This window comes from Prosthecobacter sp. (assembly GCF_014879935.1).
Classification (GTDB): domain Bacteria; phylum Verrucomicrobiota; class Verrucomicrobiia; order Verrucomicrobiales; family Verrucomicrobiaceae; genus Prosthecobacter.
This window is the reverse complement of the sequence record NZ_JACSRD010000200.1, coordinates 1-23358: the sequence shown is the minus strand read 5'-3', so window position 1 is coordinate 23358 and position 23358 is coordinate 1. Positions and strand designations below refer to the sequence as shown.

At 61.4% G+C, this 23358-nt stretch carries 21 protein-coding genes; 15 read left to right on the top strand and 6 right to left on the bottom strand.

Going from position 1 to position 23358, the window contains the following annotated elements; all coding sequences use genetic code 11:
- Positions 1–93: 93 nt before the first annotated feature.
- The gene (locus tag IAE77_RS22370; RefSeq protein ID WP_345781008.1) at positions 94–996 is read right to left on the bottom strand and encodes an RNA polymerase sigma factor RpoD/SigA; all 903 of its coding nucleotides are present in this window, start codon (positions 994–996) and stop codon (positions 94–96) included.
- 367 nt (positions 997–1363) lie between these two features.
- On the opposite strand from IAE77_RS22370, the gene IAE77_RS22365 reads away from it, so the two are divergent.
- Positions 1364–2359 (top strand): alpha-ketoacid dehydrogenase subunit beta, encoded by a 996-nt coding sequence (locus IAE77_RS22365; protein ID WP_294231553.1) that lies wholly within the window; start codon positions 1364–1366, stop codon positions 2357–2359.
- Positions 2360–2366: 7 nt separating this feature from the next.
- Here IAE77_RS22365 and IAE77_RS22360 read toward each other — a convergent pair whose 3' ends face one another.
- Positions 2367–3278, bottom strand: coding sequence for an Rpn family recombination-promoting nuclease/putative transposase (locus tag IAE77_RS22360; protein ID WP_294231552.1), 912 nt, complete (start codon positions 3276–3278; stop codon positions 2367–2369).
- 38 nt (positions 3279–3316) lie between these two features.
- Here IAE77_RS22360 and IAE77_RS22355 point away from each other — a divergent pair, with 38 nt between their 5' ends.
- The 4 genes from IAE77_RS22355 (at position 3317) to IAE77_RS22340 (ending at position 6778) form a co-directional block, all read left to right on the top strand.
- A complete protein-coding gene (locus tag IAE77_RS22355; protein WP_294231550.1) occupies positions 3317–4735 on the top strand; it encodes a sulfatase in 1419 nt (472 codons plus the stop codon).
- Between the two features lie 142 nt (positions 4736–4877).
- Entirely contained in the window at positions 4878–5084 is a 207-nt protein-coding gene (locus tag IAE77_RS22350; protein ID WP_294231548.1) for a hypothetical protein, read from the top strand.
- Positions 5085–5095: 11 nt separating this feature from the next.
- Positions 5096–5380 (top strand): type II toxin-antitoxin system RelE/ParE family toxin, encoded by a 285-nt coding sequence (locus IAE77_RS22345; RefSeq protein WP_294231546.1) that lies wholly within the window; start codon positions 5096–5098, stop codon positions 5378–5380.
- 108 nt (positions 5381–5488) lie between these two features.
- Positions 5489–6778: a pyruvate dehydrogenase complex dihydrolipoamide acetyltransferase gene (locus IAE77_RS22340; RefSeq protein ID WP_294231545.1), complete on the top strand. Its 1290-nt coding sequence runs from the start codon at positions 5489–5491 to the stop codon at positions 6776–6778.
- A gap of 24 nt (positions 6779–6802) precedes the next feature.
- On the opposite strand, the gene IAE77_RS22335 is transcribed toward IAE77_RS22340, so the two are convergent.
- Positions 6803–7342, bottom strand: coding sequence for a response regulator (locus tag IAE77_RS22335; RefSeq protein ID WP_294231543.1), 540 nt, complete (start codon positions 7340–7342; stop codon positions 6803–6805).
- Positions 7339–8622: an ATP-binding protein gene (locus IAE77_RS22330; protein ID WP_294231541.1), complete on the bottom strand. Its 1284-nt coding sequence runs from the start codon at positions 8620–8622 to the stop codon at positions 7339–7341. Before IAE77_RS22330 ends, IAE77_RS22335 begins: the two co-directional genes overlap by 4 nt.
- 118 nt (positions 8623–8740) lie before the next feature.
- Here IAE77_RS22330 and IAE77_RS22325 point away from each other — a divergent pair, with 118 nt between their 5' ends.
- From IAE77_RS22325 to IAE77_RS22280, 10 genes are all read left to right on the top strand, one after another.
- Positions 8741–9466, top strand: a complete 726-nt coding sequence (locus IAE77_RS22325) for a hypothetical protein (protein WP_294231540.1) — start codon at positions 8741–8743, stop codon at positions 9464–9466.
- A 27-nt stretch (positions 9467–9493) separates the two neighbouring features.
- On the top strand, positions 9494–11752 hold the full coding sequence (locus tag IAE77_RS22320) for a TonB-dependent receptor (protein ID WP_294231538.1): 2259 nt from the start codon (positions 9494–9496) through the stop codon (positions 11750–11752).
- Between the two features lie 3 nt (positions 11753–11755).
- Positions 11756–12673 carry a hypothetical protein gene (locus tag IAE77_RS22315; protein WP_294231536.1) on the top strand — a complete coding sequence of 306 codons (918 nt, stop codon included), beginning with the start codon at positions 11756–11758 and terminating at the stop codon, positions 12671–12673.
- 8 nt (positions 12674–12681) lie between these two features.
- The gene (locus IAE77_RS22310; protein WP_294231534.1) at positions 12682–13623 is read left to right on the top strand and encodes a hypothetical protein; all 942 of its coding nucleotides are present in this window, start codon (positions 12682–12684) and stop codon (positions 13621–13623) included.
- Positions 13624–13628: 5 nt separating this feature from the next.
- The gene (locus IAE77_RS22305) at positions 13629–14456 is read left to right on the top strand and encodes a DJ-1/PfpI family protein (protein WP_294231532.1); all 828 of its coding nucleotides are present in this window, start codon (positions 13629–13631) and stop codon (positions 14454–14456) included.
- Positions 14457–14565: 109 nt separating this feature from the next.
- Positions 14566–15363, top strand: a complete 798-nt coding sequence (locus IAE77_RS22300) for a PEP-CTERM sorting domain-containing protein (RefSeq protein WP_294231530.1) — start codon at positions 14566–14568, stop codon at positions 15361–15363.
- 113 nt (positions 15364–15476) lie between these two features.
- Entirely contained in the window at positions 15477–15863 is a 387-nt protein-coding gene (locus tag IAE77_RS22295) for a hypothetical protein (protein ID WP_294231528.1), read from the top strand.
- Between the two features lie 113 nt (positions 15864–15976).
- On the top strand, positions 15977–18169 hold the full coding sequence (locus IAE77_RS22290) for a TonB-dependent receptor (protein ID WP_294231525.1): 2193 nt from the start codon (positions 15977–15979) through the stop codon (positions 18167–18169).
- 76 nt (positions 18170–18245) lie between these two features.
- Positions 18246–18950 carry a PepSY domain-containing protein gene (locus tag IAE77_RS22285; RefSeq protein WP_294231523.1) on the top strand — a complete coding sequence of 235 codons (705 nt, stop codon included), beginning with the start codon at positions 18246–18248 and terminating at the stop codon, positions 18948–18950.
- A 32-nt stretch (positions 18951–18982) separates the two neighbouring features.
- Positions 18983–19987 carry a sialidase family protein gene (locus IAE77_RS22280; RefSeq protein WP_294231520.1) on the top strand — a complete coding sequence of 335 codons (1005 nt, stop codon included), beginning with the start codon at positions 18983–18985 and terminating at the stop codon, positions 19985–19987.
- Between the two features lie 60 nt (positions 19988–20047).
- On the opposite strand, the gene IAE77_RS22275 is transcribed toward IAE77_RS22280, so the two are convergent.
- On the bottom strand, positions 20048–20590 hold the full coding sequence (locus tag IAE77_RS22275) for a YetF domain-containing protein (protein ID WP_294231518.1): 543 nt from the start codon (positions 20588–20590) through the stop codon (positions 20048–20050).
- A gap of 110 nt (positions 20591–20700) precedes the next feature.
- Entirely contained in the window at positions 20701–22965 is a 2265-nt protein-coding gene (locus IAE77_RS22270; RefSeq protein WP_294231516.1) for an exo-beta-N-acetylmuramidase NamZ domain-containing protein, read from the bottom strand.
- Positions 22966–23358 lie beyond the last annotated feature (393 nt).

The window sequence follows — 23358 nt, the reverse complement described above, 5'->3', positions numbered from 1 at the left end:
AGCGTGAATTTGTGGGCCGTCGATTGCACGCTGAAGCGTGAACAACGTACTCAAACAAGAAAGCCGGAGTCGCGTGACTCCGGCTTCGTGATCTTATTCCTCTTCGGGTTCGACGGCGGCGGCCTTCTTTTTCTTCTTCTTGCCGCCGGCGTTGCGCAGAGCCTTCGGAATTGGGTCTTCCTTCTTCTGCAGCGCACGACGCAGTTTGCGAAGCGCGATGTTTTGAAGCTGGCGGATACGCTCGCGGGTCACGCCGAATTCCTGACCGACTTCTTCCAGCGTGCGCGGCTTCTGGCCGGCGAGGCCGAAACGGGCGTCGATGATCTTGCGTTCGCGTTCATCGAGAACGGTGAGCAGGCCGTCGAGCTGACCGTGCATGTTCTTGTGCGAAAGCAGTTCGAAAGGCGTCTGGGCGTTTTCGTCGCCGACGATTTCGCCGAATTCGGTGCTGTCGTCGTCGCTGATCGGAGCGTCGAGCGAAGCAGGACGCATCGAGGCGACCTTGAGCTGGCTCAGTTTCGCGCGGTCGATGCCGATTTCCTCGGACAGTTCGTCATCAGTCGGTTCGCGGCCGAGTTCTTCAGACATCGCCATGGCGACACGGCGCATCTTGCTGATCTTGTCCACCATGTGGACAGGCAGGCGGATGGTCTTGGACTGGTTGGCGAGAGCACGCTTGATGGACTGCTTGATCCACCAGGCGGCGTAGGTCGAAAGTTTGCCGCCCTTGTTCGGGTCGAAGCGCTCCACGGCCTTCATGAGGCCGATGTTGCCTTCCGAAATGAGGTCGAGAAGCGGCAGACCGTAATTGGCGTAATCTTGGGCGATCTTCACGACGAGGCGAAGGTTCGCACGGATCATGTGCGAACGGGCCTCGGGGTCGCCACGCTTGATGCGTTCGGCAAGCTCGACCTCCTGGTCGGGAGTCAGCAAGTCGGTCTTGCCGATCTCACGCAGGTAAATCTTGATGCCTCCGTCGAGTTCCATGTTGAGCATTCTATAGGGGTATTACGAAACAAAGAGCGAACTCTTTGCCCCCGGCAGGGCACAGGGGGTCGTCAGTATAAAAGAGGTTTGCCACTTCGCTCATGATTTTTGAGCAAGTTTACGGCCAGAAACGGGATATGAACTGGGCGAAAGTGGCACACGGGGTGAATTTGCAGGCTCCCTTCAACTAAACTTTGAGGGACTCGTCAATATCATTTCCAGAAAAAGTTAAGTTTTGCTAAATAAACGGCCCTTGAGGTGAGTTTTGCGCATTTTTGGACTCCGGCCTGCATCTCCATGCCTGCCACCTCCGTCGAGTGCCCCGGCTTGACACCGCCCGCACCTGCCCCGACTTACTGCCCCCTCAAAATCCGCCATGCCCCGCCGAATCACCTACCGCGACGCCATCCGTGAAGCCCTCGACGAAGAAATCGCCCGCGACCCCATGGTCGTGGTGATGGGGGAGGAAGTCGCCCAATACAACGGGGCCTACAAAGTGACCCAAGGCCTCTGGGACAAGTGGGGTGACAAGCGCCTCGTCGATACCCCGATCAGCGAAGCCGGCTTCATCGGCATGGGCATCGGTGCCAGCATGCTCGGCGTGCGTCCGGTGATGGAGCTGATGTTCTGGAGCTTCTACACCGTCGCCTGGGACCAGATCGTGAACAACGGCGCGATGGTCCGCTACATGTCCGGCGGCAAGATCAACTGCCCCATCGTCATTCGCGGCCCGGCCAACGGCGGCACCAGTGTCGGCGCGACCCATTCCCACACGCCAGAGAACATCATGGCGAACTTCCCTGGCATGAAGTGCGTGTGCCCCAGCAACGCCTACGACGCCAAGGGCCTCATGAAGGCCGCCATCCGCGACAACGACCCCGTCATGTTCATGGAAAGCACCAAGCTCTACGGCGAGGAGTGGGACGTGCCCTCCAACGACGAAATTCCCGGCGGCGACCTCTTCATCCCGCTCGGTCTCGCCGACGTGAAACGCGAAGGCACCGACATCAGCCTCATCGCCCACGGCAAAGCGGTCATTACCTGCCTCGAAGCCGCCCGCATCCTCGAAGAAGAGCACGGCATCAACGCCGAGGTCGTCGATCTCCGCACCATCCGCCCACTCGACGAGGACACCATTCTCGAATCCGTCGCGAAAACGCACCGCGCCGTCTATGTCGAAGAAAACAAGCCCTACTGCGGCATCGGTGCTCAAATCGCCTACATGATCCAGGAGCGCATCTTCGACGAACTCGACGCTCCCGTGCAACGCGTGTGCAGCCTCGACGCCCCCGCCATCTACAGCCCGCCGCTCGAAGCGATTCAGCTTCCGACCGCCGATGTCGTCGTCGCGAAGGCGCTCGGCATTTGCTGAGCCTTTTCTAAGCCAGTGCTTTGCGGCGCGCAGGCGCACGCTTCCGAGCCGGAGGTGACTGGATTTTTTGAATATCCTTCATCTTGAGGCCCGTGATCTCGGATACCAGTTCGGGAGAAAGCCCGCGCCGTAGCGAAGCCTCCGCGATTTCATGCGCAGCCTTTCGCTGGCCCTGTTGCATGCCCTGCTGCATACCTTGCTCCGTTCCGGTGCGAAGCGCATGGCGGATGATGTTTTTCTGGTCTTCGCGATACATCTGGCGGCGTGTCATGGTCTGGGATTCGGCGGGTGAGAGGCTGTCCTGTCTGGCGAGGCGCAAAGCGTCACGCACAGCAGGATTGTGAAGACTGCGCGGGATACTGCGCCAGTCCGTGGCATTTTTCAAGAAGGCAAGCCAGTCATGCAGAGGCTCGCTCGCAGGCAGCTTGTCCAGCCGCAGCTTTGGCAGCTCGATGAAGATGAGCTCCAGACCGGACGCAGGCCATGCTCGGCCTGATTTTTTCTCCTGTAGGCTGAAATGGCTCAGCCAGCCGTGCTCTGCAGGCAAAAGCATGCAGTCCGCCACGGTGATCACCGTCACGGGCCTCACCCGGCTGTAGTCCGTGCCACGCCCGAGCTGGGAGGAGAGGCATTTCGCGCCGTTGTAGAGCACCCGTTCGCAAAAGCTCTGCATCGGAAACATCTGCATCTCCACGAGGGTTTCGTGACCGTTGTTCAAGGTCGCCCGCACATCCACAGCGGTGTTTTTGAGCTTCAACGCCTGCGAGGGCAGGTAGGGATCAATGATCGTCACCTTCTCGACGACGGGTCTGCCGCCATGCAGCAGGTCATTGAGGAAGCCGATCAACACCGGCTCACTCTCACGCGAGCCAAAGATGCGTTTGAAGGCCCAGTCATTGCACGGGTCGATGAATTTCATGTCCAGGAGCATGCCAAAAGCCACGTTCTTCGTCCATCATGAACCTTCGTGCGCTCCTCATCCTCTTCGCTCTCTGCCCTTCGCTCTTCGCGGCTTCTCCGAAGCCCAATGTCGTCCTGATCTTGTGCGACAACCTCGGCAACGGCGACATCGCGTGCTTCAATCCGCAGACGAAGCACCGCACGCCGAATCTCGACCGCATGGCGGCGGAGGGGCGGAAGTTCACCAGCTTCTACTCCGCCAGCGGCGTGTGTACACCGAGTCGCGCGGCTTTGATGACCGGCTGCTACCCGCGCCGCATTGGCCTGCACATCAGCGCCATCGGCGCGGCGGTTTTGCAGCCTGTCGCCACACGCGGCATCCATCCCGGCGAGGAGACAATGGCCGAGCTTTTGAAGCAAAACGGCTACGCCACCGCCTGCTTCGGCAAATGGCATCTCGGCGACCAGCCGGACTTTTTGCCCACGCGCAACGGCTTCGACACCTTCCTCGGCATTCCTTACAGCGAGGACATGGTCCACGACAAATTCCCCGAGAAGAACTGGCCGCCGCTCCCGCTCATGCAGGACGAAACCGTCATAGAAGCCCCCGTCGCTGCCGAAACGCTCACCAAACACCTCACCGAGGCCGCCGTGAAGTTCATCGCCGCGCATCGCGAGCAGCCTTTCTTCCTCTACTTCCCCGAAGCCGGTCCCGGCAGCCGCAAAGAATGCTATCCCGGCCCCGAGTTCCGCGGCAAATCCGCCAACGGCCTCTACGGCGACTCCATTGAAGAACTCGACTGGTCCGCCGGCGAAATCTTGAAAGCCCTCAAAGACAACCACCTCGACAACAACACGCTCGTCATCTGGACCAACGACAACGGCGCCGTGAACCGCAATCCGCCGCAAGGCAGCAACGCGCCCTACCAAGGCATGGGCTACAGCACCAGCGAAGGCGGCCAGCGCATGCCCTGCATCGCCCGCTGGCCCGGCAAAGTGCCCGCCGGCACCACCTGCACGCAACTTTGCACCATGATGGACCTCCTTCCCACCGTCGCCGCCATCACCGGAACCAAACCACCGCAAAAACCCATCGACGGCCACGACATCCGCCCGCTGCTCCTCGGCGAAACCGACGCCCATTCGCCCTACGACGGCACCGGCTTCTATTATTACAACGTCACCCAGCTCCAAGCTATCCGTGAAGGCGATTGGAAGCTCTACCTCCCCCTCGACGGCAAAACCGGCCTCGGCAAAGCCGCCAAAAAACCCGCCCCGCAACCACTCGCCCTCTACAACGTCCAAACCGACCTCGCCGAGCAACACGAGTCCTCTGCCGCCCATCCCGACATCGTCCAGCGCCTCCTCAGCTACGCCCAAACCGCCCGCCAAACCCTCGGCGACAACGAAACCCGCGGAAGCGAACAACGCGATGCGGGCCACGTCGAAAATCCGACACCGCGGGTGAAGCCGTGACGTCACTTGAGGTCGCAAATTGCGACCTCAACACATCGGCTTTCGAACCTCTCGCTCTTTAAGGTCGCAAATTGCGACCTTGAACGACAGTATCATCAAAGACGTCGTTGCGGCCTAAAACGACCGTGATACCCTCCTCGCCGTGAGCACCAAACAGCAAACTTTGTCGTGGCTGGCCGAGCTACCCGAGGATTCACCCGCTTGGCGGGAGCTTCACGATGACGCGAGGCTGCTCCGTGACATCGCTGCGGCGGAAGAAGATGTGCGCCATGGCCGTGAGCGTCCGCTGGCCGAGGCCCGCGAACTCCTGACTCAAAAATGGACCCAGCGACGTTTGAAGTTCGCCTGACAGACTCCGCCTTGGGCGACCTGCACGAGATCGACGACTACTGGTTCAACCGCCAGGAACCTGATCGCGGCGAGCAGTATGTGCGCGACCTCATGAACACCGCAGAGGCGGAGCTTTCCTCGCCGGACCGGGCACGAAGAGGCCGCCTGGTCCGTGCCGCCATCCTGCCGGAAACACGCGAGATACTCGTCTTCAAAGGCAGCTACCGGATCATCTACCGCATCGCCGCCGCAGACGGCATCGTCCATGTCCTGCGATTCTGGCACGCTCACCGAGATGAGCCGGAAGGCGTGTGAAAGAGCTTCAAGGTCGCAAATTGCGACCTTGGTGCTCCCCAGCGGCATTCCCCGTTGATTCCTCGCCGCATGCGCCCATAGATGGCCGCTCCAAATCCCCCCTTTCCCATGCCCAAATTCATCGAAATGCCCAAACTCAGCGACACCATGACCGAGGGAACCCTCGCCAAATGGACCGTCAAAGAGGGGGACAAGATCGCCGTCGGCAAAGCCATCGCAGACATCGAGACCGACAAGGCCACCATGGAATACGCCAGCCCGTTTGAAGGCGTGCTGCACAAGGTCATCGTCCAGGCCGGCCAAAAAGTGCCGCTGAACGCCCCGCTCGCCGTTTTGCTCGAAGACGACGAAGCCGCCCCGGCGAACCTCGACGAACTCATCGCCAAGGCCCAGGCCGCCGCCGCTCCCGCACCGGCCGCCGAGAAAAAACCCGCCGCCAGCGCCACGAAAGCCTCTGCCGCCGGTCCGCGCCTCCCGCAGGCACCGCAGCACAAATCCCGCGCCGCCGCCGGTGGTGCCGCGCTGCGCGTGAAAGCCTCTCCCTTGGCCAAAAAAATCGCCGCTGAGCGTGGAGTCGATTTGAACTCGCTCGTGGGCACCGGCCCTGGCGGACGCGTCGTCCGTGCCGATGTCGAAAACGCCCCCGCAGGCGGTGCAGGAGCCCGTGTGGCCGCCACCCCGGCCATCCGCCCCACCTTTGGCCCCGAAGACGAACGCGTCGCCACCTCCACGATGCGCAACATCATCGCCGAGCGCCTGCTGGCCTCGAAGACGCAGATCCCGCACTTCTACCTCCAGATGGAAGTCGATGCCGGACCGCTCATGGAATTCCGTGCGCACCTCAACGCCACCAGCGAAAAGACCGGCGGCAACAAGTACACCGTGAACGACTTCATCCTGAAGTCCGTCATCCGCGCCGCGCAGGCCCAGCCCGCCATCAACGCCGCCTGGGATGGCGACGCGATCGTGAAATTCAAATCCGTCGGCCTCAGCGTCGCCATCGCCATCGACGACGGCCTCGTCACGCCGGTCATCAAGCAGGCGGAAAAGAAAACGCTGCTCGAAATCAGCCAGAGCGTCAAAGACCTCGCCGGCAAGGCCAAGAACAAGAAACTCAGCCCCGATGACTTCGCCGGCGGTACCATCACCGTGTCGAACCTCGGCGCGTATGGCATCGACCAGTTCGCCGCCATCATCAATCCGCCGCAGGCCGCCATCGTCGCCATCGGCAGCATCCGCAACGTGCCCGTCGTGAACGACAAAGGTCAGATCGTTGCCGGACAGCGCATGTGGGTCGGCCTCAGCGGCGACCACCGCGTCGTCGATGGCGCCGTCGCCGCCACCTTCCTCGCGGAAATGCGCAAGCTGCTCGAAAACCCGGCGCTGATGCTGGTGTAAAGTCCGCGTTCCACCAACTGTCGCTCATGGGTTCGGCGGCTCCTTGCGTAACTTGCGCTGGAGGGAACGCCGGTGCATGCCGAGCGCGGCGGCGGTCTGCGTGACGTTGCCTTGATGATCATTGAGCACACGCTGGATGTGCTCCCATTCGAGGCGGTCGAGCGAGGAGGGCGTGATCTCGCCGTCGTGCTGGCGCTCTGACGGATCGCTGGTGAGAGCGGCGAGGATTTGATCCGCATCCACCGGTTTGGTCAGGTAGTCCCAGACACCCTGACGCACAGCTTCCATGGCGGTGGCGATGCTGCCGTAGCCAGTGAGGATCAAAATGCGCATCTCAGGCCATGCCGCGTGCAATTCGCGCAGGCAGGCGAGCCCGCTGGCACCGGGCAGCTTCAAATCAAGCACCGCCGCCTGGGGGAGAAGCAGCCGGGCTGCGGCCATCGCCGCCTCGGCCGTTTCCACGGCTGCGACGGTGCAGCCGCGGTCCCGCAAGGCGCGTGCGAGGCGCTGGAGATAGACATGGTCATCATCCACGAGGAGGATGCGCTGGAGATTCGGATTCATGAGGAGCTCGGGATGACCGGAACCTGCAGAACCGCACAAGTGCCGCCGCCGTCGCGTGGCAGGTGCTGCAATTCTCCCTGGAGCTGGCGGGCCAGGGTGCGGACGAGGAAAAGGCCCAGCCCCATGCCTTTGCGCGGTGGTTTGGTGGTGAAGAATGGTTCTCCCGCATGTTTCGCGGCGGCAGTGGTCATGCCGGAGCCGCGATCCATGACGGTGAAAAGGAGCTGCCCCTCCGCCGTGGCGACTTCGAGCTCCACCGGCTGCCCGGACTCGTCTGATTCGCAGGCGTTTTGCACCAGGACGACCAGCGCCTGGATGATGGGATGACGTGGCAGTTGAAAAGCCGGCCCGTCGGCCAGATCGCGTGTGATGACACGAGGAATCATCGAAGCTGGAAGCGCCGTTTTCATGCCGGCGAGGAGTGATGCGACGGTGCAGGGCTCCACACCATCCCCCACGCCTGAGGTGGAGCGATGATCGAGGCGGTCCAGGATGCTGCGACAGCGCTCCACCTGCTCCCGAATGAGGGTGGCGTCTTCCAGAAGCCCAGCGTCGGCTTTTCTTTCGAGGGCGAGCTCCATTTCACGCGCGGTCACAGCGATGGTTCCGAGCGGCGAGCCCAGCTCATGCGCGACTCCCGCCGCGAGCGCTGCGAGGGCGCTGAACTGATCTGCACGCGCCGCACGGGCTTCAGCGGCGGCGAGCGCGGCGTCGCGTGACTGCAGGCTGTGCAGCATGCGGCGCACAAAGTAGGCCACGCACAAGGCGGTGAGGAAGAACGCCACGGCCATGCCTTGCAGATGGAGGCTGTAGCCTGGACAGCCGATCTCACCGATTCCGCCGGGTCCACGGAGCGGAAGACCATTGTAATAGACGAAGAAATAGGCCGCCGTGGCCAGTGCCACGATCGCCGCGAGGCCCCGGCCGCTCAGCGACATGCCTGCCAGTGCGACGAGCACGAGATAGAAGGAGGTGAAGGGATTCGATGCCCCGCCGGTGAGATAGATCATCGCGGTCAGGAGCAGCACATCTGCGGCGATCACCGTCGTGAGCGTGCCCTCGCCGCGCTTCCACGCGGTGTCGGCATAGCGTTGGAGCAGCAGATTGGACAGCGCCGTGACACCGATTACCGCCAGCAGCGGCCACCACGGCAGGTCCAGACTTAAAACGACGCCGCTGATGACGACTGCGGTGATCTGAGCTGCCACTCCCAGCCAGCGCAGGCGCAACAGCCAGCCCAGCGTGATGTTGGTGACTGAGGGAACACCCGGTGACGGCATGAAGGATTCAAAACAAGACTGCGAGGGAGACGCCATGACGAAGACATGGGTGCGACAATAAACCGCAGGGCAAGCTCGAGATCGGGGTGGTATGGGCCACGCCGTTCCACCGACGCCCATGACCACACGTCTTCTACTCTCAGTCGCCATCCTTTCCACGTGGTCAGCCCACGCCGCCACCGTCGCAGTCACCCAGGGGCTCCTGACGCTCGACTACACGGGCACCAGCGGTCTGTATTTGTTCGATCCCAATCACTTCAACCAGGCCAGTTCCAACACGTTGACCGCGGCTCAAATCGAAAGCCCCCTGGCTGGGGACGTGCTTTCAAACTCCGGCCTTCAATACGGCGTGAACACGGGCGCACCGTCCAGTCCCGCAGGTCGTTTCATCCAGGACACCACGATGACGTATGACGTTTCCAATCTCACCGGCACCGTCACAGGCCAGGTGGGCCTCGGCGGGGTCGATCGCTGGCTTTATCTCGGCTCTTCGGGCTTCATCATGGGGGATTACACACTCGAGTACTCCGCCGCTCGTGCCGTGGGGGCGAAATCCGGCTGGTATCTCGAGAATCACTACACCTTTGGCATGATCGCATTCGATCTCGCCAATGTGAGCACCCTGATCGATGGCGATGACTTCACGCTGACGGGTGATCTTTTTGTCTCACCCGAGTTTGCGGTGAATTTCGGCGCCTTCAGCGATGGCAGCTTGGTCGCAGGCGCTGATTACGGCAGTTTTTCGTTCTCCTCGGCACCGGAGCCCTCACGGGCTCTGCTTGGTCTCGCCGGCTTCGCCAGTGTGATGCTGCGCCGGCAGCGGAAACGCCTCGCGGAGGCCTGATTCTGCCTCCCGACGGCTTCGACGATCATGACCCGCCGCCATGCCATGCAGGCACGCCTCGTCTTGTGTGCCTCCTGGATGGCGGTTTTGTTTTCGAGCGCCCAAGAAGAAGGCTTTCCGGGTCAAGATGACGCCATCGAACTCGGCACGGTGGTGGTCGAGGCGGAGCGTGAGAAACCCAAGGCGTGGGCACCCGGCATCACCACCGCCACGCGTTCGAGCGTGCCGCTGAATCGCGTGCCGCAGTCCATCCAGGTGCTCTCACGCGAGCTGATCAAAGAACAGGATGCGCAGACACTCGGCGATGCGTTGACGAATGTGTCCGGTGTCGTGCCGGTGAAGACCTACCAATCGCTCATCCTCAGCCCGCTTGTGCGCGGATTTTCTGCGGAGCTTTTTGTGGATGGCATGCCCGGTTACAGCACCACCTCGTCGATGGATACCGCCACGCTGGTCAATGTGCAGGCGGTGGAAGTCATCAAAGGTCCCACGGCAGCGCTTTTCGGCGGCGGAGTGGGTTCACCGCTTGGAGGCATTATCAATGTTGTCTCCGTCGATCCTCTCAAAGAGCAGCAATACACCTTTGGGTATCGCGGCGGCAGTTGGCAGACGCGGAATCCCTTCGCGGACTTCAACATGCCTCTCACGAAGGATGGCTCGCTGGCCTTCCGCGTGACCGCCGATTACGAGGACGCAACCAGCCACATCGACGAGGTCTGGCAAAAGCGCTGGTCGGTGAATCCCACGCTGCGCTGGGAGATCACACCGGACACGGTTTTCACCTTCCGGGCTCAGTTCAGCCAGCTCGACATGCTGGAATACTCCGGCCTGCCCGCCGCGCTCGTGCTGTCCCCTGCCACGAACAAGGTCGCCGCCTACACCGGGCCATCCGTGGACCCGTATCGCTACACCGGCGCGGTGGATTCACCGCTGAGCACCATCCGAAACACCCGCCTGCTCGCCACGCTGAAGCATGCCTTTTCACAGCACCTGGAGTTCAATCTGGCCGCGCAATACCTGCAAAACAGCTTCGACGAGTATTCGATCTACACCTTTGCCAGCGCCCAGTCGCCACTGCCGGCCACGCCGAGTGTCTATCCCGTGCTCAGCGGCTACCTGCCGTCCGATGCGATGCAATACACCATCAATGCCTGGCTCACCGGACGCTTCGAACTCGGTCCCACGAAGCACGAGCTCATCCTTGGGGGCGATCTCGACTTCACGGAAAGCATCGCCGCGCTCGGCTTCAGCCATCTGCGCATCAATCTCCCCGCGCCGTTCCCGCCGACCATCCTGGCCTCGCGTGCCGGTTTCATCGACTTCGCCACGCCGGGCAGCACCATCAACTATGTGCAGCCCGCCATCGTGGACCGCACGCAGAACATCTTCCGCACCAGCGGCATCTACATCCAGGATCACATGACCGCGTTTGATCGCGTGCATGTGCTCGCCGGGCTGCGTTTCATCCAGCTCGATATCGATCATCAATACCAAACGGACAACACCCTCGGAGCGCTCACGAAATACGAGGAGACCTACACGGAGATCGCCCCACGACTCGGCGCGGTGATCGATGTCGCGGGTGGTGTTTCGCTCTTCGGAGCCTATTCGGAAGGTTACCGCGGTGTGTTGAACTACACCGGCAAGGAGCCGCCGGTGCCGGAGACCTCCGAGATGCTGGAAGGCGGCCTCAAATTCAAAAACGACGGCCTCGGCATCTCCGGTGCGATCGCAGGCTATCACCTCGTCCGCGAAAACGTGCCCACCGCCAATCCCTTCATCCCCGGCAGCACGCAGCAGGTTGGTCAGCAGCGTTCACAAGGCATCGAGGCTGATCTCGCGTGGGAGCCTGATCCGCGTTTTTCATTCCTCATCGCCTACGCCTACACCGATGCCCGTGTGACGGAGGACGTGCCAAACAACATCGTCACCGTCGGCAAGCAGCTCGACCGCGTGGGCAAGCGCCTCCCACGTGTGCCGGAGCACGCAGGCCGCGCCGCCGTGCGCTACCGCGTGCAGGAAGGCCTGCTGAAGGGCCTCGGCATCGGTCTCGGCATCACCCTCGGCTCGAAGCGTCCCGTGAGCCTCACGAACAACTACTACACCGATCCCTACTACGTCGCCGATGCCCAGATCTCGTATGAGCGAAAGGCCTTCAAGGCCGCGCTCTCCATCTCGAACCTCACCAACAACTTCTACTACGAGCCCTATCCCTACCTTGGCGAGGACGTCGTGGCACCGGCACGGCCCATCACCTTTGCCCTCACGCTTTCCTACACGTTCTGAACCATGAAAACGACCCGCCTCCTCGCTCTCGCCAGCTTCATGGCCGTCACTTCCACCCATGCGGTCACCATTCCAGTGACCTCCGGCTCCATCGTCGTCGATTTCGATGCTGCCGCGCTCGCCAGCACGAACATCGGCTCTGATCCGAACATCGGCGGCCTCATCCTGGAGGAGTTTTTTCGCGGCGATGAGGATCGCAACCGCACCCGCTCGCAGATCATGACCGATCATCTGGTGCCCAATTACACCGCCATCCCGACCAACAGCCGCAAATACGAGATCAATGGCACCACGGTGACCAACCTTGCCGGACGCACCCGCAAGCCAAGCACCTTCAGCTACGATCCAGCCAATGTCGCCGGCACGGCCACGGGCGAGATCGGCCTCACGGGCGTCACTCGGTTCATTGGCGACTTCACCGGTGTTTTTGTCCTCGGTGACTTCACCTTCCGCCGCGATCCCACGCGTGGCTGGATGTTTGTGAACTGGTTCGACTTCGCGGACGTGCCTGCCTTTGAGACCGCCAATGTCACCGTCACCGCCACGGGCGGCAAACTCATCATCACCGGCGATGTCACCATCTCCCAGGAGTTCGACCTGTTTTTCCTCCCCGGCGATCACGGCAAGGACATCGGAAACTTCCGCCTCGAAACACCGCTCGATACCTCCGCGCCCGCGCTGCCGCTCATTGCACCGGCCGGTCCATCCATCTCCAGCAGCGGCTTTAGCATCGGTGTGAATGGCAAAGGCAATGCCATCTACCAGCTCCAGTGGTCCTCCGATCTCACCAACTGGTTCAACGCAGGACCAAAGGTCAATAGCACCGGCGTCCCCATCCAATGGACGGACAATGGCCCGCCGCTCACACCTTCCGCACCCTCCGGCAGCGGCCTTCGCTTCTACCGACTCATCGAAGAATGATCCCCGCTATGCATTGGCCGCTTTTCTCATTCATCGCCTCGCTGCTGCTCGCCCTCAGCGCCTCTGCCGTCACCATTCCAGTGACCTCCGGCACCGTCGTGCTCGATCTCGATCCCGTGGCGCTCGGCAATCTGAACTACGGCACGGACCCCAACATCCGCGCCCTCATCCTGGAAGAGTTCTTCCGCGGTGATGAAGACCGCAACCGCACCTACGACCAGATTCTCTCCCAGCACATCGTTCCCAATTTCACCGAGATCCCCGCCCAGTGCCTCAAGTGCGAGATCAATGGCACCAGCGTCACCAATTTGAACGATCCACGTCCCGGTCCGCAGCGGCATCGTGTGCCCAGCACCTTCACCTACGATCCCGCGAATGTCACCGGCACCGCCAGCGGCGTCATCGGCCTCACCGGCATCACCCGCTACATCGGCGACTTCACCGGTGGCTTCGTCCTTGGTGATTTCGACATTCGCTACAACCTCTCCGCCACCGAGTATCCCTATCCCAATCGCGGCTGGGTCTTCGTGAACAACTACGCCTTCATCGGCGTGCCCGCGTTTGAGACCGCGAATGTCACGGTGACCGCCAGCAGCGGCAAACTGGTCGTCGAGGGCGATCTGACGATGTCTTACGAACTCGATCTCTACTTCTTCCCTGGTGATTGGGGCAAGAAGATCGGCACCTTCCGCCTCGAAACACCCACTGCGGCCGTCATGCCGCCTCGCATGCCTCTCCTCACTCAAACCGGCGGCGGCATGCGCATTGATCTCACCGGCAAAGGCAATGCCTGCTACCAGCTCCAATACTCCACTGACCTCCTCAACTGGCATTCCATCGGCACCAAGGTCACCGGCCGCGAGCAGCTCATCCAGTGGAACGACAACGGCCCTCCGCTCACACCTTCCGCACCCTCAGGATCACGCTTCTACCGCCTTATCGAGGATTAAAAATCATGAACGACATCACGCCCGCCACCCGCCGTGCCTTTTTGAAGGCCCTCACCGCCGCCAGCGGCCTCATCAGCCTGCGAGAGGCCTCCGCTCAAAGCGATGCCGAAAAGGCACATGCTCGTGCGATGGAGCTTTTGAAGCCCGGCAGTGAAAAAATCGCCATTTTGATCTATCCCAGCTTCACCGCACTCGATGCCATCGGCCCGCAGCACATGCTCGCGGGCATGACAGGAGCCAGCGTGAAATTCATCGCCGCCACCGCAGAGCCGGTGAAGACGGACAGCGGCTACTTCATCACCCCGCAGCTCACGTTTGACCAATGCCCCGAGCAGCTTGATCTGCTGCTCATCCCCGGCGGCACCACCGGCACCATCCAGGCCATGGAGGACAACAAGGTGCTCGATTTCGTCACCCTGGCCGCCAGCCGCTCGAAGCGCATCGGCTCCGTCTGCACCGGCTCGCTCATCCTCGGTGCCGCAGGCCTTCTCAAAGGCAAACGTGCCACCTCGCACTGGCAGACGCTCGATCTCCTCAAGATCGCCGGAGCCACACCGGTGGCCCAGCGCATCGTCCGTGATCAAAACGTCATCACCGGCGCAGGCGTCACCGCAGGCATCGACCTCGCCCTCGACCTCGTTCGCGAATACCGCGGCGATTTTTATGCTCAAGGCGTGCAGCTCCTCGCCGAATACGACCCCCAGCCGCACTTCGCGAAGTCCGGCAACGCCGCCACCGCCCCCAAAGAAGTCGTCGATCTGCTCAACCACATGCACGCCGGTTTCATGGCGAAGTGGGGCGAGAAGCTTCAGAACGTCATCCACAGGCGTTGATGCGGGCATCATCTGAGGGCCTGCGCGGCATTTGGTCGCAGGAGGCGGTTCAGGCTCGTCATCCGATCAGGGTCAAACTATCAGCACCTTCCACTCGGAGACCTTTCCCATGAATCGATGCTTTCTTTCCGCGCTCCTCTTGATCTGCCTCAGTGCCGGCACCCGCCCTGTGTCAGCCGCCGTCACCGCGAACACCACCGCCGACGGCACGGTCACTTTCAGCTATGACAGGGCCGCATGGGCCACAGTCGCGCCGAGCGCTGCCTACACCACGATCAGCGGCGCACCCACCGGCACCTCCGGCCCGACGGCCGACGCCACCGGCCAGCGCTGGATGTACCCCGATCGTTTCGAAGGCACGAGCTGGGTCGCGGCCAGCTATCCTGCCAATTATCTCACGGGAGTCACTCAACCCCTGGCCGACGCCGTCTTCACCCTGGCAGTGAACACCTACGGCACCAACAGCTTCGCGGCGAACCACAAGATCACCGACTACAACTCCACCACGAACCCCTATGGCTACATCGGTCTCGGGGCCTCGTTCCGCATCACCAGCGACTTCAACGAGCCCGGAGCCTCCGTGTGGTGGGAGCATCTCGCTCTTCAAAAGGACTCGACCGACAACATCTGGAAGATCCTGGCCACCTCCGGTGCCGGACAAGGAACCATCTTTGAACTGACCAATGTCACGGAGGAAACCATCAACGGCAGCCTCCACCTCTCCGGCGACTACATCTTCGGCAACACCGACTGGTACAACTTTCTGCAAGGCAACGGAGACACCGACCCGAACAAGATCCTCGGCCACATCGAGCTCATGCCTGCCGGCGTTCCGGAGCCTTCGCGACTGCTGCTGGCGGGGCTGGGAGCCATCTCCCTGCTCCTGCGCCGCAAACGGGCCGCGTGAATCGGTTTCCGCGCACGGAAGGACGATCTGTGGCAACCCAAGGGCATGCCTTGACACCGGGGCTCATTCTCCCATACTCGCGCACCCTGATGGGACCCAACGTGCGTCAAAGAATGCTGCCACACCTGGCCAGGCAGGCCTTGGTGTTGGTCGTGTGCCTGTCTCTCGGCATGCACTGGGCGCTGCTGCAGGGGATCGCGTGGACGGGCATGCTCATCTCGTTCGCGGCTGAGGGCACCGTCATCGAGGCGGTGGAAAAGACCTTCAACGGCCAGAACGCGTGCGCCCTCTGCCAGAAGGTGAAGCAGGGCCAGGCCTCTGATGACGAACAGCCGCAGCAGAACGGTCAGGCCGTGAAGAAGATTGACGCGGTGCTCGTGCAGACCTCGAAGCTGGTGGCGCCTGCGGCCGGCATGATGTTCTTTGTGCATGTTCATGAAGAACAGGTGAGACGAAGCGAGGAGCCGGAAATGCCACCGCCACGACGCGGGCTGGCCTGACTGTAGATCGAACTTCCAAGTTCGATTCATCGAACCGCCGGACTTGAAAGTCCGGCCCACGTCTTTGTGCGCGCCCCGATTCCGGCGGCGGCCACCTTATCACTTCCACTTTCATGAAACCATTCCCCTTTCTCATCTTCCTCTCACTGACCGGCGCTGCGCACGCGCAGACTGCCGCCCCGACAAAAAAAACAACGACTCCGCTCAAGGAGATCGTCATCACGGCAGACAAAGAGTCGCCGTCACTCACCGTTCCGAGCCTGGAGGCCCGGAAGAAACAAATCGCTGAGTTCGTTCCTGGCGGAGCTGGCATTGTCGATGCGGAGGACTACAAACTCGGACGCGCCACCACGCTCAAGGACGCCCTCGATTTCGCACCGGGTGTGTTTATTCAAGAACGCTTTGGGGCCGAAGAAGCGCGACTTTCCATTCGCGGCTCGGGCATCTCACGCACTTTTCATGGCATCGGCATCAAGCTCCTTCAGGATGGCTCACCCGTGAATTTGGCCGATGGCAGTTTTGACATGCAAACGATCGAACCACTTTCTGCGCAGTATGTGGAGGTTTATCGTGGCGCGAATGCCCTTCAATATGGCTCGACCACTTTGGGCGGGGCGATCAACTTCATCTCCCACACCGGCTACACGGCAAGCCCGATTCAAACTCGATTTGAGATGGGCAGTTTTGGCACTTACCGCGGCCAGATCAGTTCAGGCGGAGTGACCGGCCCGGTCGATTACTATGCCAGCCTCACCTATAGTGAGACAGCCGGTTTTCGTGAACACAGCCAGCAGGGTAGCCAGCGCTTTTTCACCAACATCGGCTACCAAATCAGCCCGACGGTGGAGTCGCGTTTCTACCTCACCTATGTGCATTCCGATTCCGAGTTGCCGGGAGAGCTGACGAGGGATCAAATGAACGCCGATCCGCAACAAGCCGTCCGTATCAGCAACTTCGCTCCGCCGTTTCTAAAGGTGCTCGACCGCGTGGACTCGAACTGGCGGCGTGACATCGAGATGCTGCGCATCGCGAACCGCACGACGATCACGGATGGCGACCATCAGAAGCTCACTATCAGCACTTTTTGGTCGTGGACAGATCTGGATCATCCCATTCTTTTCTGGATCGACCAGAACACCAACGATATTGGCACCGATCTGCGCTATGAGAACACTGGTGATCTCTTCGGTCACAAGAACTCCTTCACAATCGGCACCAGCTTGATGTATGGCATCGTACAAGACAATCGCTTCCTCAACAACCTCGGCAGCCGAGGCGCTCAATACTTTGAAGGTGAGACTCAATCGTGGAATCTTGACTTCTATCTCCAAAACAAGTTTTCCATTCTGGATGACCTGCATCTCGTGACTGGCACGCAAGTCAGCTACGCCAGCCGTGACCTCAACGAGCAAAATCTCTTCGCCGTGGCCCCTCCATTCAGTGGCCCCAATCTCATCGACAACTCTGACCGTCAGGCGTGGTGGGGATTCAGTCCAAAGCTCGGCATGATCTGGGATGTGAAGCCCTCCACGCAGGTGTATTTCAATGCCAGCCGCAGCTTTGAACCGCCCACCTTCGGTGAGTTGACGGACGCGGTGGCCGGGAACGGTCTGGTAAAACTGGACCCGCAAACCGCCACCACACTGGAGTTGGGCACCCGTGGCACCGAGGGGCGTTTTAACTGGGACGTGGGCTATTATTATGCCTGGCTCGACAATGAATTGCTGCAATACCAAGTTATTCCTGGCGTCACCCAAACGGTGAATGCTGCACGCACCATCCATCAAGGCATCGAGGCATCTCTAAGCGTGGACCTGTTTCGTGGCATCTTCACCTCATGGCATGACGACGTGGCATCCACTGGCGGGCAACCTGGTGCCAAGGGCAGCCAGGGAGACCGTCTGATGCTCCAGCAGAACTACTTGTGGAATAACTTTCACTTCGACAGAGACAGCACTTATGGCAACAACCGCCTGCCGGGCATTCCTGAGCACTACTACCGAGCTCAATTGCTCTACACGCATCCCTGTGGTTTCTACGCCGGTCCGAATCTGGAGTGGGTACCAACCAAGTACAATGTGGACTCGGCAGACACGCTGGATGCTGGCTCATATGCCTTGTTCGGCTTCAAGTTTGGCTACCGCACCAAGAAAGGCTTGTCCTTCTTCATCGAAGGCAGAAACCTCACCGATCAAATCTACGCAGCAACAACCAGCGTGGTTAATCAGGCGACAGCCGCGAACAGCAACCTTTTCTCCCCAGGTAATGGCCGTGCATTCTATGCTGGTGTTGAGTTTAAGTGGTAATCGCTGAGCTGTGGCGGGCGCAGAGATTCGGTTCGTGTCTCTGTGCCCATTCTTCACCAATCAGCCATTTTGATTTATGAACTCCCGCCTCATCCGCAAACTCCACCGCTGGCTCGGTCTTGCCTTCAGCCTCTCCGTGCTCATCGCCTCCGGAAGCGGAGTCATCCACAACGTCATGACACGCACCCAGGCTCCGCCGCCCCAGGCGAAGCCCTCTGGCGGAGGGATGGATGTGAACGCCATCAAGATCACCGTCGCAGAAGCCGTCACGAAGCTGCCGGAGCCAAATCCCGAAGTGCAGGCCGTGAACCTGCGCGGCATCGGCGGCCAGCCTTGGTATCAGATCTACACAAAAGCATCACGTGCGCCGCAATACGTCAGTGCGGTCGATGGCAGGCTCGACCCTTCACGTGATGAAGCCTACGCCGCCGAGATCGCGAAGAACTTTCTCGCCGGCGCGGAAGTGAGGAAGACGGACTTCCTCACCGCCTTCAACACCGAGTACCTGAACATCTTCCGCATCCTGCCCGTGCATCGATTCGACACGGGCGACGGGCTCGACACCCGCGTCTATGTCTCCACCACGACAGGCAGCGTCACGCGCCACACCGACCGCCAGCGTCAGTTCGAGGCCACCATCTTCACGATGTTTCACAAGCTCGGCTTCATCCGTGACAAAGACCTGCGCGACCTCGCGCTCACCGTCCTCACCTTCGGCACCTTCCTCGTCGCCTGCCTCGGCATCGCGTTGTTCTTCATCACCGGGCCAAAGAAACGGTGAAACTCGGCGGCGGCTCGTTACGATTCAGCGTCATGACCCGACTCCTCCTCTCCACCGCCGCTGCTTTCATCTCCGCCAGCCTGCTCCAGGCGCAGACGCCGGCGGCGGAGCTGGTCCACGTGGAAAAAATCTGGGACAAGGCGGAACACAACGCCTTCACCGACCTCACCCGCTTCCAGAACCTCTTTTACCTTTGCTTTCGCGAAGGTCCCAGTGGCGACAAGGGCGAGGGCGTCATCCGCATCCTCATCTCCGCCTCCGGCAAGACCTGGGTCGATCAGGGCACCATCGCCGAGGCCGGCACCGACCTGCGCGATCCGAAGCTCATCGTCACCCCCGAAAACAAGCGTCTTTACCTCCTCTGCACCGGCGTCTCCGCCACCGCAGGCCGGCAGTCGCGCTACGCCACCACGCTCGATGGCAAGGTGTGGACGCCATTGCAGAAACTCCTCGCCAAAGGCGACACCCTTTGGCGCGTCACCATCAATCCGGCGGACAAACGCTTCTACGGCATCAGCTACAACATCCATCCGACCTCCGGCGGACCTGCGCCGGAGAAGGAATGGTCCCTCAAAGGCTACGCCAGCACTGACGGCTCCGTGTGGCAGCTCTCCTCCATCCTGAACGTGCCCGGACAGCCTGCGGAAACGACGCTGCGGTTCCTCAAAGACGGCCGCGCCCTCGCCCTTGTCAGCCGTCAGGGCGGCGACCGCAAAGGCGTCATCGGCACCGCATCCGCGCCGTATCGCGACTGGACCTGGGCTGCCACCGGTCTGCCGCTCGGCGGCCCGAACTTCATCGAGCTGCCCGATGGCAGGCTCATCGCCGGCTCACGCGGCTTCGGGGCCACACCCGGCCCGCACATGGTCCTCTTCGCCATGACGCCCACCAGCCTTGCACCGATCCTCGAACTCCCCAGCGGCGGCGACTGCAGCTACCCCGGCCTCTACTGGCATGACGACCTGCTTTACGTGACCTACTACTCCAGCCACGAAGGCAAAACCGCCATCTACCATGCGCAGGTGCGGGTGAAGTGATCTGCCAGATTCCGGACGGCGAAAACCAACACGCGGGGCTGCCGAGATGCCTCTTGCAGATCACGCGGCCAGATCGCGGGCTTCGTCCGGACACGCGACACCTTCCATGGCTGAGGAGCCGTGTCCGGTGGACTCACGCACCACGCTGAACGAGCCGTCCGTCTCAAGCACGACGGCGTGAACTCCCGCCATCGATGCGCAGCCAGCCGCACGAACCGCCGCCTTGACCTCCTCCTCGGTCACCCTCGCGCGTCGCAGCATCGAGGCCAGGAAGCGCCCGTGGTAAACGAGCATCAGCGGCTCCCCCGTGACGAGGCGCCGCATCCACTGCCAGCGCACCGCCGACCAGGTGACCGCAAACTGCAGCCCGATGAGCACCGCGAATGCCAGCGCCCCGTCTGCCAGCGCCACATCCTTCGTCAGCAGCGCCGTCGCCAGTGTCGATCCCAGGGAGACCGTCACGATCAGATCAAAGGCGCTCATCTTCGACAGCGTGCGGTTCTCGGAGACGCGCAGAAATGCCACCAGCGTGGCATACGCCAGCACACCCACCACCAGAGTGCGGAGCAGGCTCTCCCAGTTGCTGAACAAAATCGGCTGCATCACGTTCCTGCCATTCACAACGTCCCCATCCGGCCGGCCGCCGCCTGAATCGTCGGTGGTGGCTACGGTGATCGCCTGAGACGCGGTTGGGCAGGCCTGTCAGGGCCGTTTCAATTTCGTGGCTCGTGATAGCGCAAAAACGCGGCACGCCGCGTCTCAAAGGCGGACATCTCCGTGCCCCAGGCCTCGATCACCTTTTTCCACGACTGGCCTTCGCGGATCAGCGGCAGGCTCGTCTTGTGATTGAGCAGCGTGTTGACCTTTTCGAGCGCAAAGGACTTCGGATACAAGCGTTGCAGCGTGCAGGCGATGGCGATGCCGGTTTCGACCGGATTCAAAGCCATACGATCCGTGATCGCGATGCGCACTCCGCCGCAGGGCTCGCCTTTGAAGATGCTCGCGGTCGGCGTGAAACGCACCGGCGTGAACTGCACGCCAGGCAGGCCGAGCTTGTTGAGTTCGTGCGCCAGACGCAGGTCGTTCGCATACGGCGCACCGAGCACTTCAAACGGCGTGTCGGTGCCACGACCGACGCTCACGCTGAATTCGAGCAATCCGATGCCTGGATACAGCAGCGCCGCATTCAAGGAACGCATGTTCGGCGATGGGTTGATCCACGGCAGGCCGGTTTGATCGAACAGCAGGTCGCGCTGCCAGCCTTCGACCGGAATGACCTTCAAATCGCAACTCATCTGCCGCTCGGCGTTCAGCATCGCCGCCAGTTCCCCGGCGGTCATGCCGTGGCGCAGCGGGATCGCGTGCGTGGCGGTTTGTTTCTCCTCGTCGAGCACGGCGGGGCCTTCCACGGCGAGTCCGCCGATGGGATTCACGCGGTCCAGCACATAGAACGCCTTCTTCGCCTTCGCCGCGGCCTCCATGCACAGCCGCATGGTGCCGATGTAAGTGTAGAAGCGGCAGCCGATGTCCTGGATGTCGAACACGAGCGCGTCGAGATCGGCAAGCTGCTCCGATGAAGGCGCACGACGCTCACCGTAGAGGCTGAAGATGGGCAGACCGGTCTTCTTGTCCTTCGAATCGCCGATCTTCTCCTGGTCCAGCTCACCACGGATGCCGTGCTCCGGGCTGAAAAGCCTTTTGAGCTTCACATCCGGCGCTGCGGCCAGCAGGTCGATGGTGCTGCGGCGCTGCGCGTCGATGCCGGTCTGGTTCGTGATCAAACCGACGCGCAGGCCCTTCAAATCGGCAAATTTCCGTCGCACGAGCACATCAATGCCATTGAGCACCGTCGGCACTTCTTTTTCATCGCGCGGCCAAGGCGGGCCGCTCGCGGCAAAGGTCATGCCTTGGGCCGCTGCGGTGCCGATTTCCTCATACAAGTCGCGCACGCTGCCCTTGCCGTCCGGATGCAGCCGCGAGCTCATGAAGATGACAAACGTCTTCGTCTGCGGCTCGATCCACAAGCTCGTGCCCGTGAAGCCCGTGTGGCCGAAGGAGCCAACAGGAAATGTTTTGCCACGCGGCCGGCTGAAGGGCGAATCGATGTCCCAGCCGAGCCCCCGGCGTTCGAACACGGTCGCCATCGTGTGCGGCGTCGTCATGAGCTTCACCGTCTCCGGCTTCAGCACGCCGGCACCACCGGCGAGGATCATGCGCGCATACTTCGCCAGATCGCCCGCCGTCGTGAACAAGCCCGCGTGTCCCGTGACGCCGCCCATCTTTCGCGAGGTCGGATCATGCACCACGCCGCGCAGCATCACGCCGTTCTCGTCCTTCTCCGTCGGTGCGATGCGCGGTTTCCAGTCGTCGGGAGGCAGAAAACGGGTCGAATCCATTTTCAGCGGCTCAAAGACGTGTTTGGAGGCGAACTCGTCGAGTTTCACGCCACTCACGCGCCGCACGACTTCGCCGAGCAGGATGAAGTTGATGTCCGAGTAGCGGAAAAAGCGGTCGGGCGGCCCTTCGGGCTCCAATTCGACCGCCCGTTTGATTCCAGCCTCGTAACCGCTCCACTCCGGCTCCTTCGGAATGCCCGGCTTCAAGCCGGAGGTGTGCGTCAGCAGATGCCGAATCGTGATTCCTGGCCGCATTTCCGGCACATAACGCCGCACCTCGGCCTCCACCTCGATCTTGCCTTGTTCGATGAGCAGCATCACGCTCGGCAGCGTCGCCACCACCTTCGTCAGCGATGCAGCGTCGAAGATCGTGTCCACCGTCATCGCTTCCTTCGCTGGAACGAGAGCGCGCTGGCCTTCGACGAGCGTCGTCTTCTTTTCTCCGCTCTCGATCCACAAGACGGCACCGTGCGGATTGCCCTTCGCCACGGCTTTGCGCATGACTTCACGAGCGGCATCGAAGTCTTCAGCGTGGGCGACTCCGCAGATAAAGAGCGGCAGAAACAGGCGGTAGTTCAACATGCGCCCACCGTAACGCCGCCACCAGACCCAGTGCTACCGACAAAGTGAACGCACGTGAAACCCCTCTCCCCGCCCGCAATGAGATTGTTCCCTGATTTGCTTCGGGGAGAGGTTGGGTGAGTCGTCAGAGCCTGACCTTTACCCACAAGTTACGGGCGTTCTAAAACGACAGCCTCGTGGAGCTGGTGGCGAGCGTCAGCTTGACGACCTCTGTCGTGAACATGAACGGACGATGGCCTCATCTGTTTCGGATGCCATTGAGCTCACGCAGGCGCGGCAGCGTTTTGGAGTGCTCCAGCCCTCTGGAGCTTTTCGCAGGCCCGGGGACGTTGATATGGCTCCGGTTTTGGCAAGTGGGAATGTGTGTCCTGTGTCATTTGGATGACCTTTTGC

Excerpts from the sequence above, each read along its gene's own strand:
- IAE77_RS22340 (WP_294231545.1), top strand. The coding sequence starts at position 5,489 with ATGCCCAAATTCATCGAAATGCCCAAACTCAGCGACACCATGACCGAG.
- IAE77_RS22330 (WP_294231541.1), bottom strand. The coding sequence starts at position 8,622 with ATGCCGTCACCGGGTGTTCCCTCAGTCACCAACATCACGCTGGGCTGG.
- IAE77_RS22290 (WP_294231525.1), top strand. The coding sequence starts at position 15,977 with ATGAAACCATTCCCCTTTCTCATCTTCCTCTCACTGACCGGCGCTGCG.
- IAE77_RS22275 (WP_294231518.1), bottom strand. The coding sequence starts at position 20,590 with ATGCAGCCGATTTTGTTCAGCAACTGGGAGAGCCTGCTCCGCACTCTG.
- IAE77_RS22325 (WP_294231540.1), top strand. The coding sequence starts at position 8,741 with ATGACCACACGTCTTCTACTCTCAGTCGCCATCCTTTCCACGTGGTCA.
- IAE77_RS22335 (WP_294231543.1), bottom strand. The coding sequence starts at position 7,342 with ATGAATCCGAATCTCCAGCGCATCCTCCTCGTGGATGATGACCATGTC.
- IAE77_RS22360 (WP_294231552.1), bottom strand. The coding sequence starts at position 3,278 with ATGAAATTCATCGACCCGTGCAATGACTGGGCCTTCAAACGCATCTTT.
- IAE77_RS22315 (WP_294231536.1), top strand. The coding sequence starts at position 11,756 with ATGAAAACGACCCGCCTCCTCGCTCTCGCCAGCTTCATGGCCGTCACT.
- IAE77_RS22370 (WP_345781008.1), bottom strand. The coding sequence starts at position 996 with ATGCTCAACATGGAACTCGACGGAGGCATCAAGATTTACCTGCGTGAG.
- IAE77_RS22300 (WP_294231530.1), top strand. The coding sequence starts at position 14,566 with ATGAATCGATGCTTTCTTTCCGCGCTCCTCTTGATCTGCCTCAGTGCC.
- IAE77_RS22320 (WP_294231538.1), top strand. The coding sequence starts at position 9,494 with ATGACCCGCCGCCATGCCATGCAGGCACGCCTCGTCTTGTGTGCCTCC.
- IAE77_RS22295 (WP_294231528.1), top strand. The coding sequence starts at position 15,477 with ATGCTGCCACACCTGGCCAGGCAGGCCTTGGTGTTGGTCGTGTGCCTG.
- IAE77_RS22305 (WP_294231532.1), top strand. The coding sequence starts at position 13,629 with ATGAACGACATCACGCCCGCCACCCGCCGTGCCTTTTTGAAGGCCCTC.
- IAE77_RS22285 (WP_294231523.1), top strand. The coding sequence starts at position 18,246 with ATGAACTCCCGCCTCATCCGCAAACTCCACCGCTGGCTCGGTCTTGCC.
- IAE77_RS22310 (WP_294231534.1), top strand. The coding sequence starts at position 12,682 with ATGCATTGGCCGCTTTTCTCATTCATCGCCTCGCTGCTGCTCGCCCTC.
- IAE77_RS22280 (WP_294231520.1), top strand. The coding sequence starts at position 18,983 with ATGACCCGACTCCTCCTCTCCACCGCCGCTGCTTTCATCTCCGCCAGC.
- IAE77_RS22355 (WP_294231550.1), top strand. The coding sequence starts at position 3,317 with ATGAACCTTCGTGCGCTCCTCATCCTCTTCGCTCTCTGCCCTTCGCTC.
- IAE77_RS22365 (WP_294231553.1), top strand. The coding sequence starts at position 1,364 with ATGCCCCGCCGAATCACCTACCGCGACGCCATCCGTGAAGCCCTCGAC.
- IAE77_RS22270 (WP_294231516.1), bottom strand. The coding sequence starts at position 22,965 with ATGTTGAACTACCGCCTGTTTCTGCCGCTCTTTATCTGCGGAGTCGCC.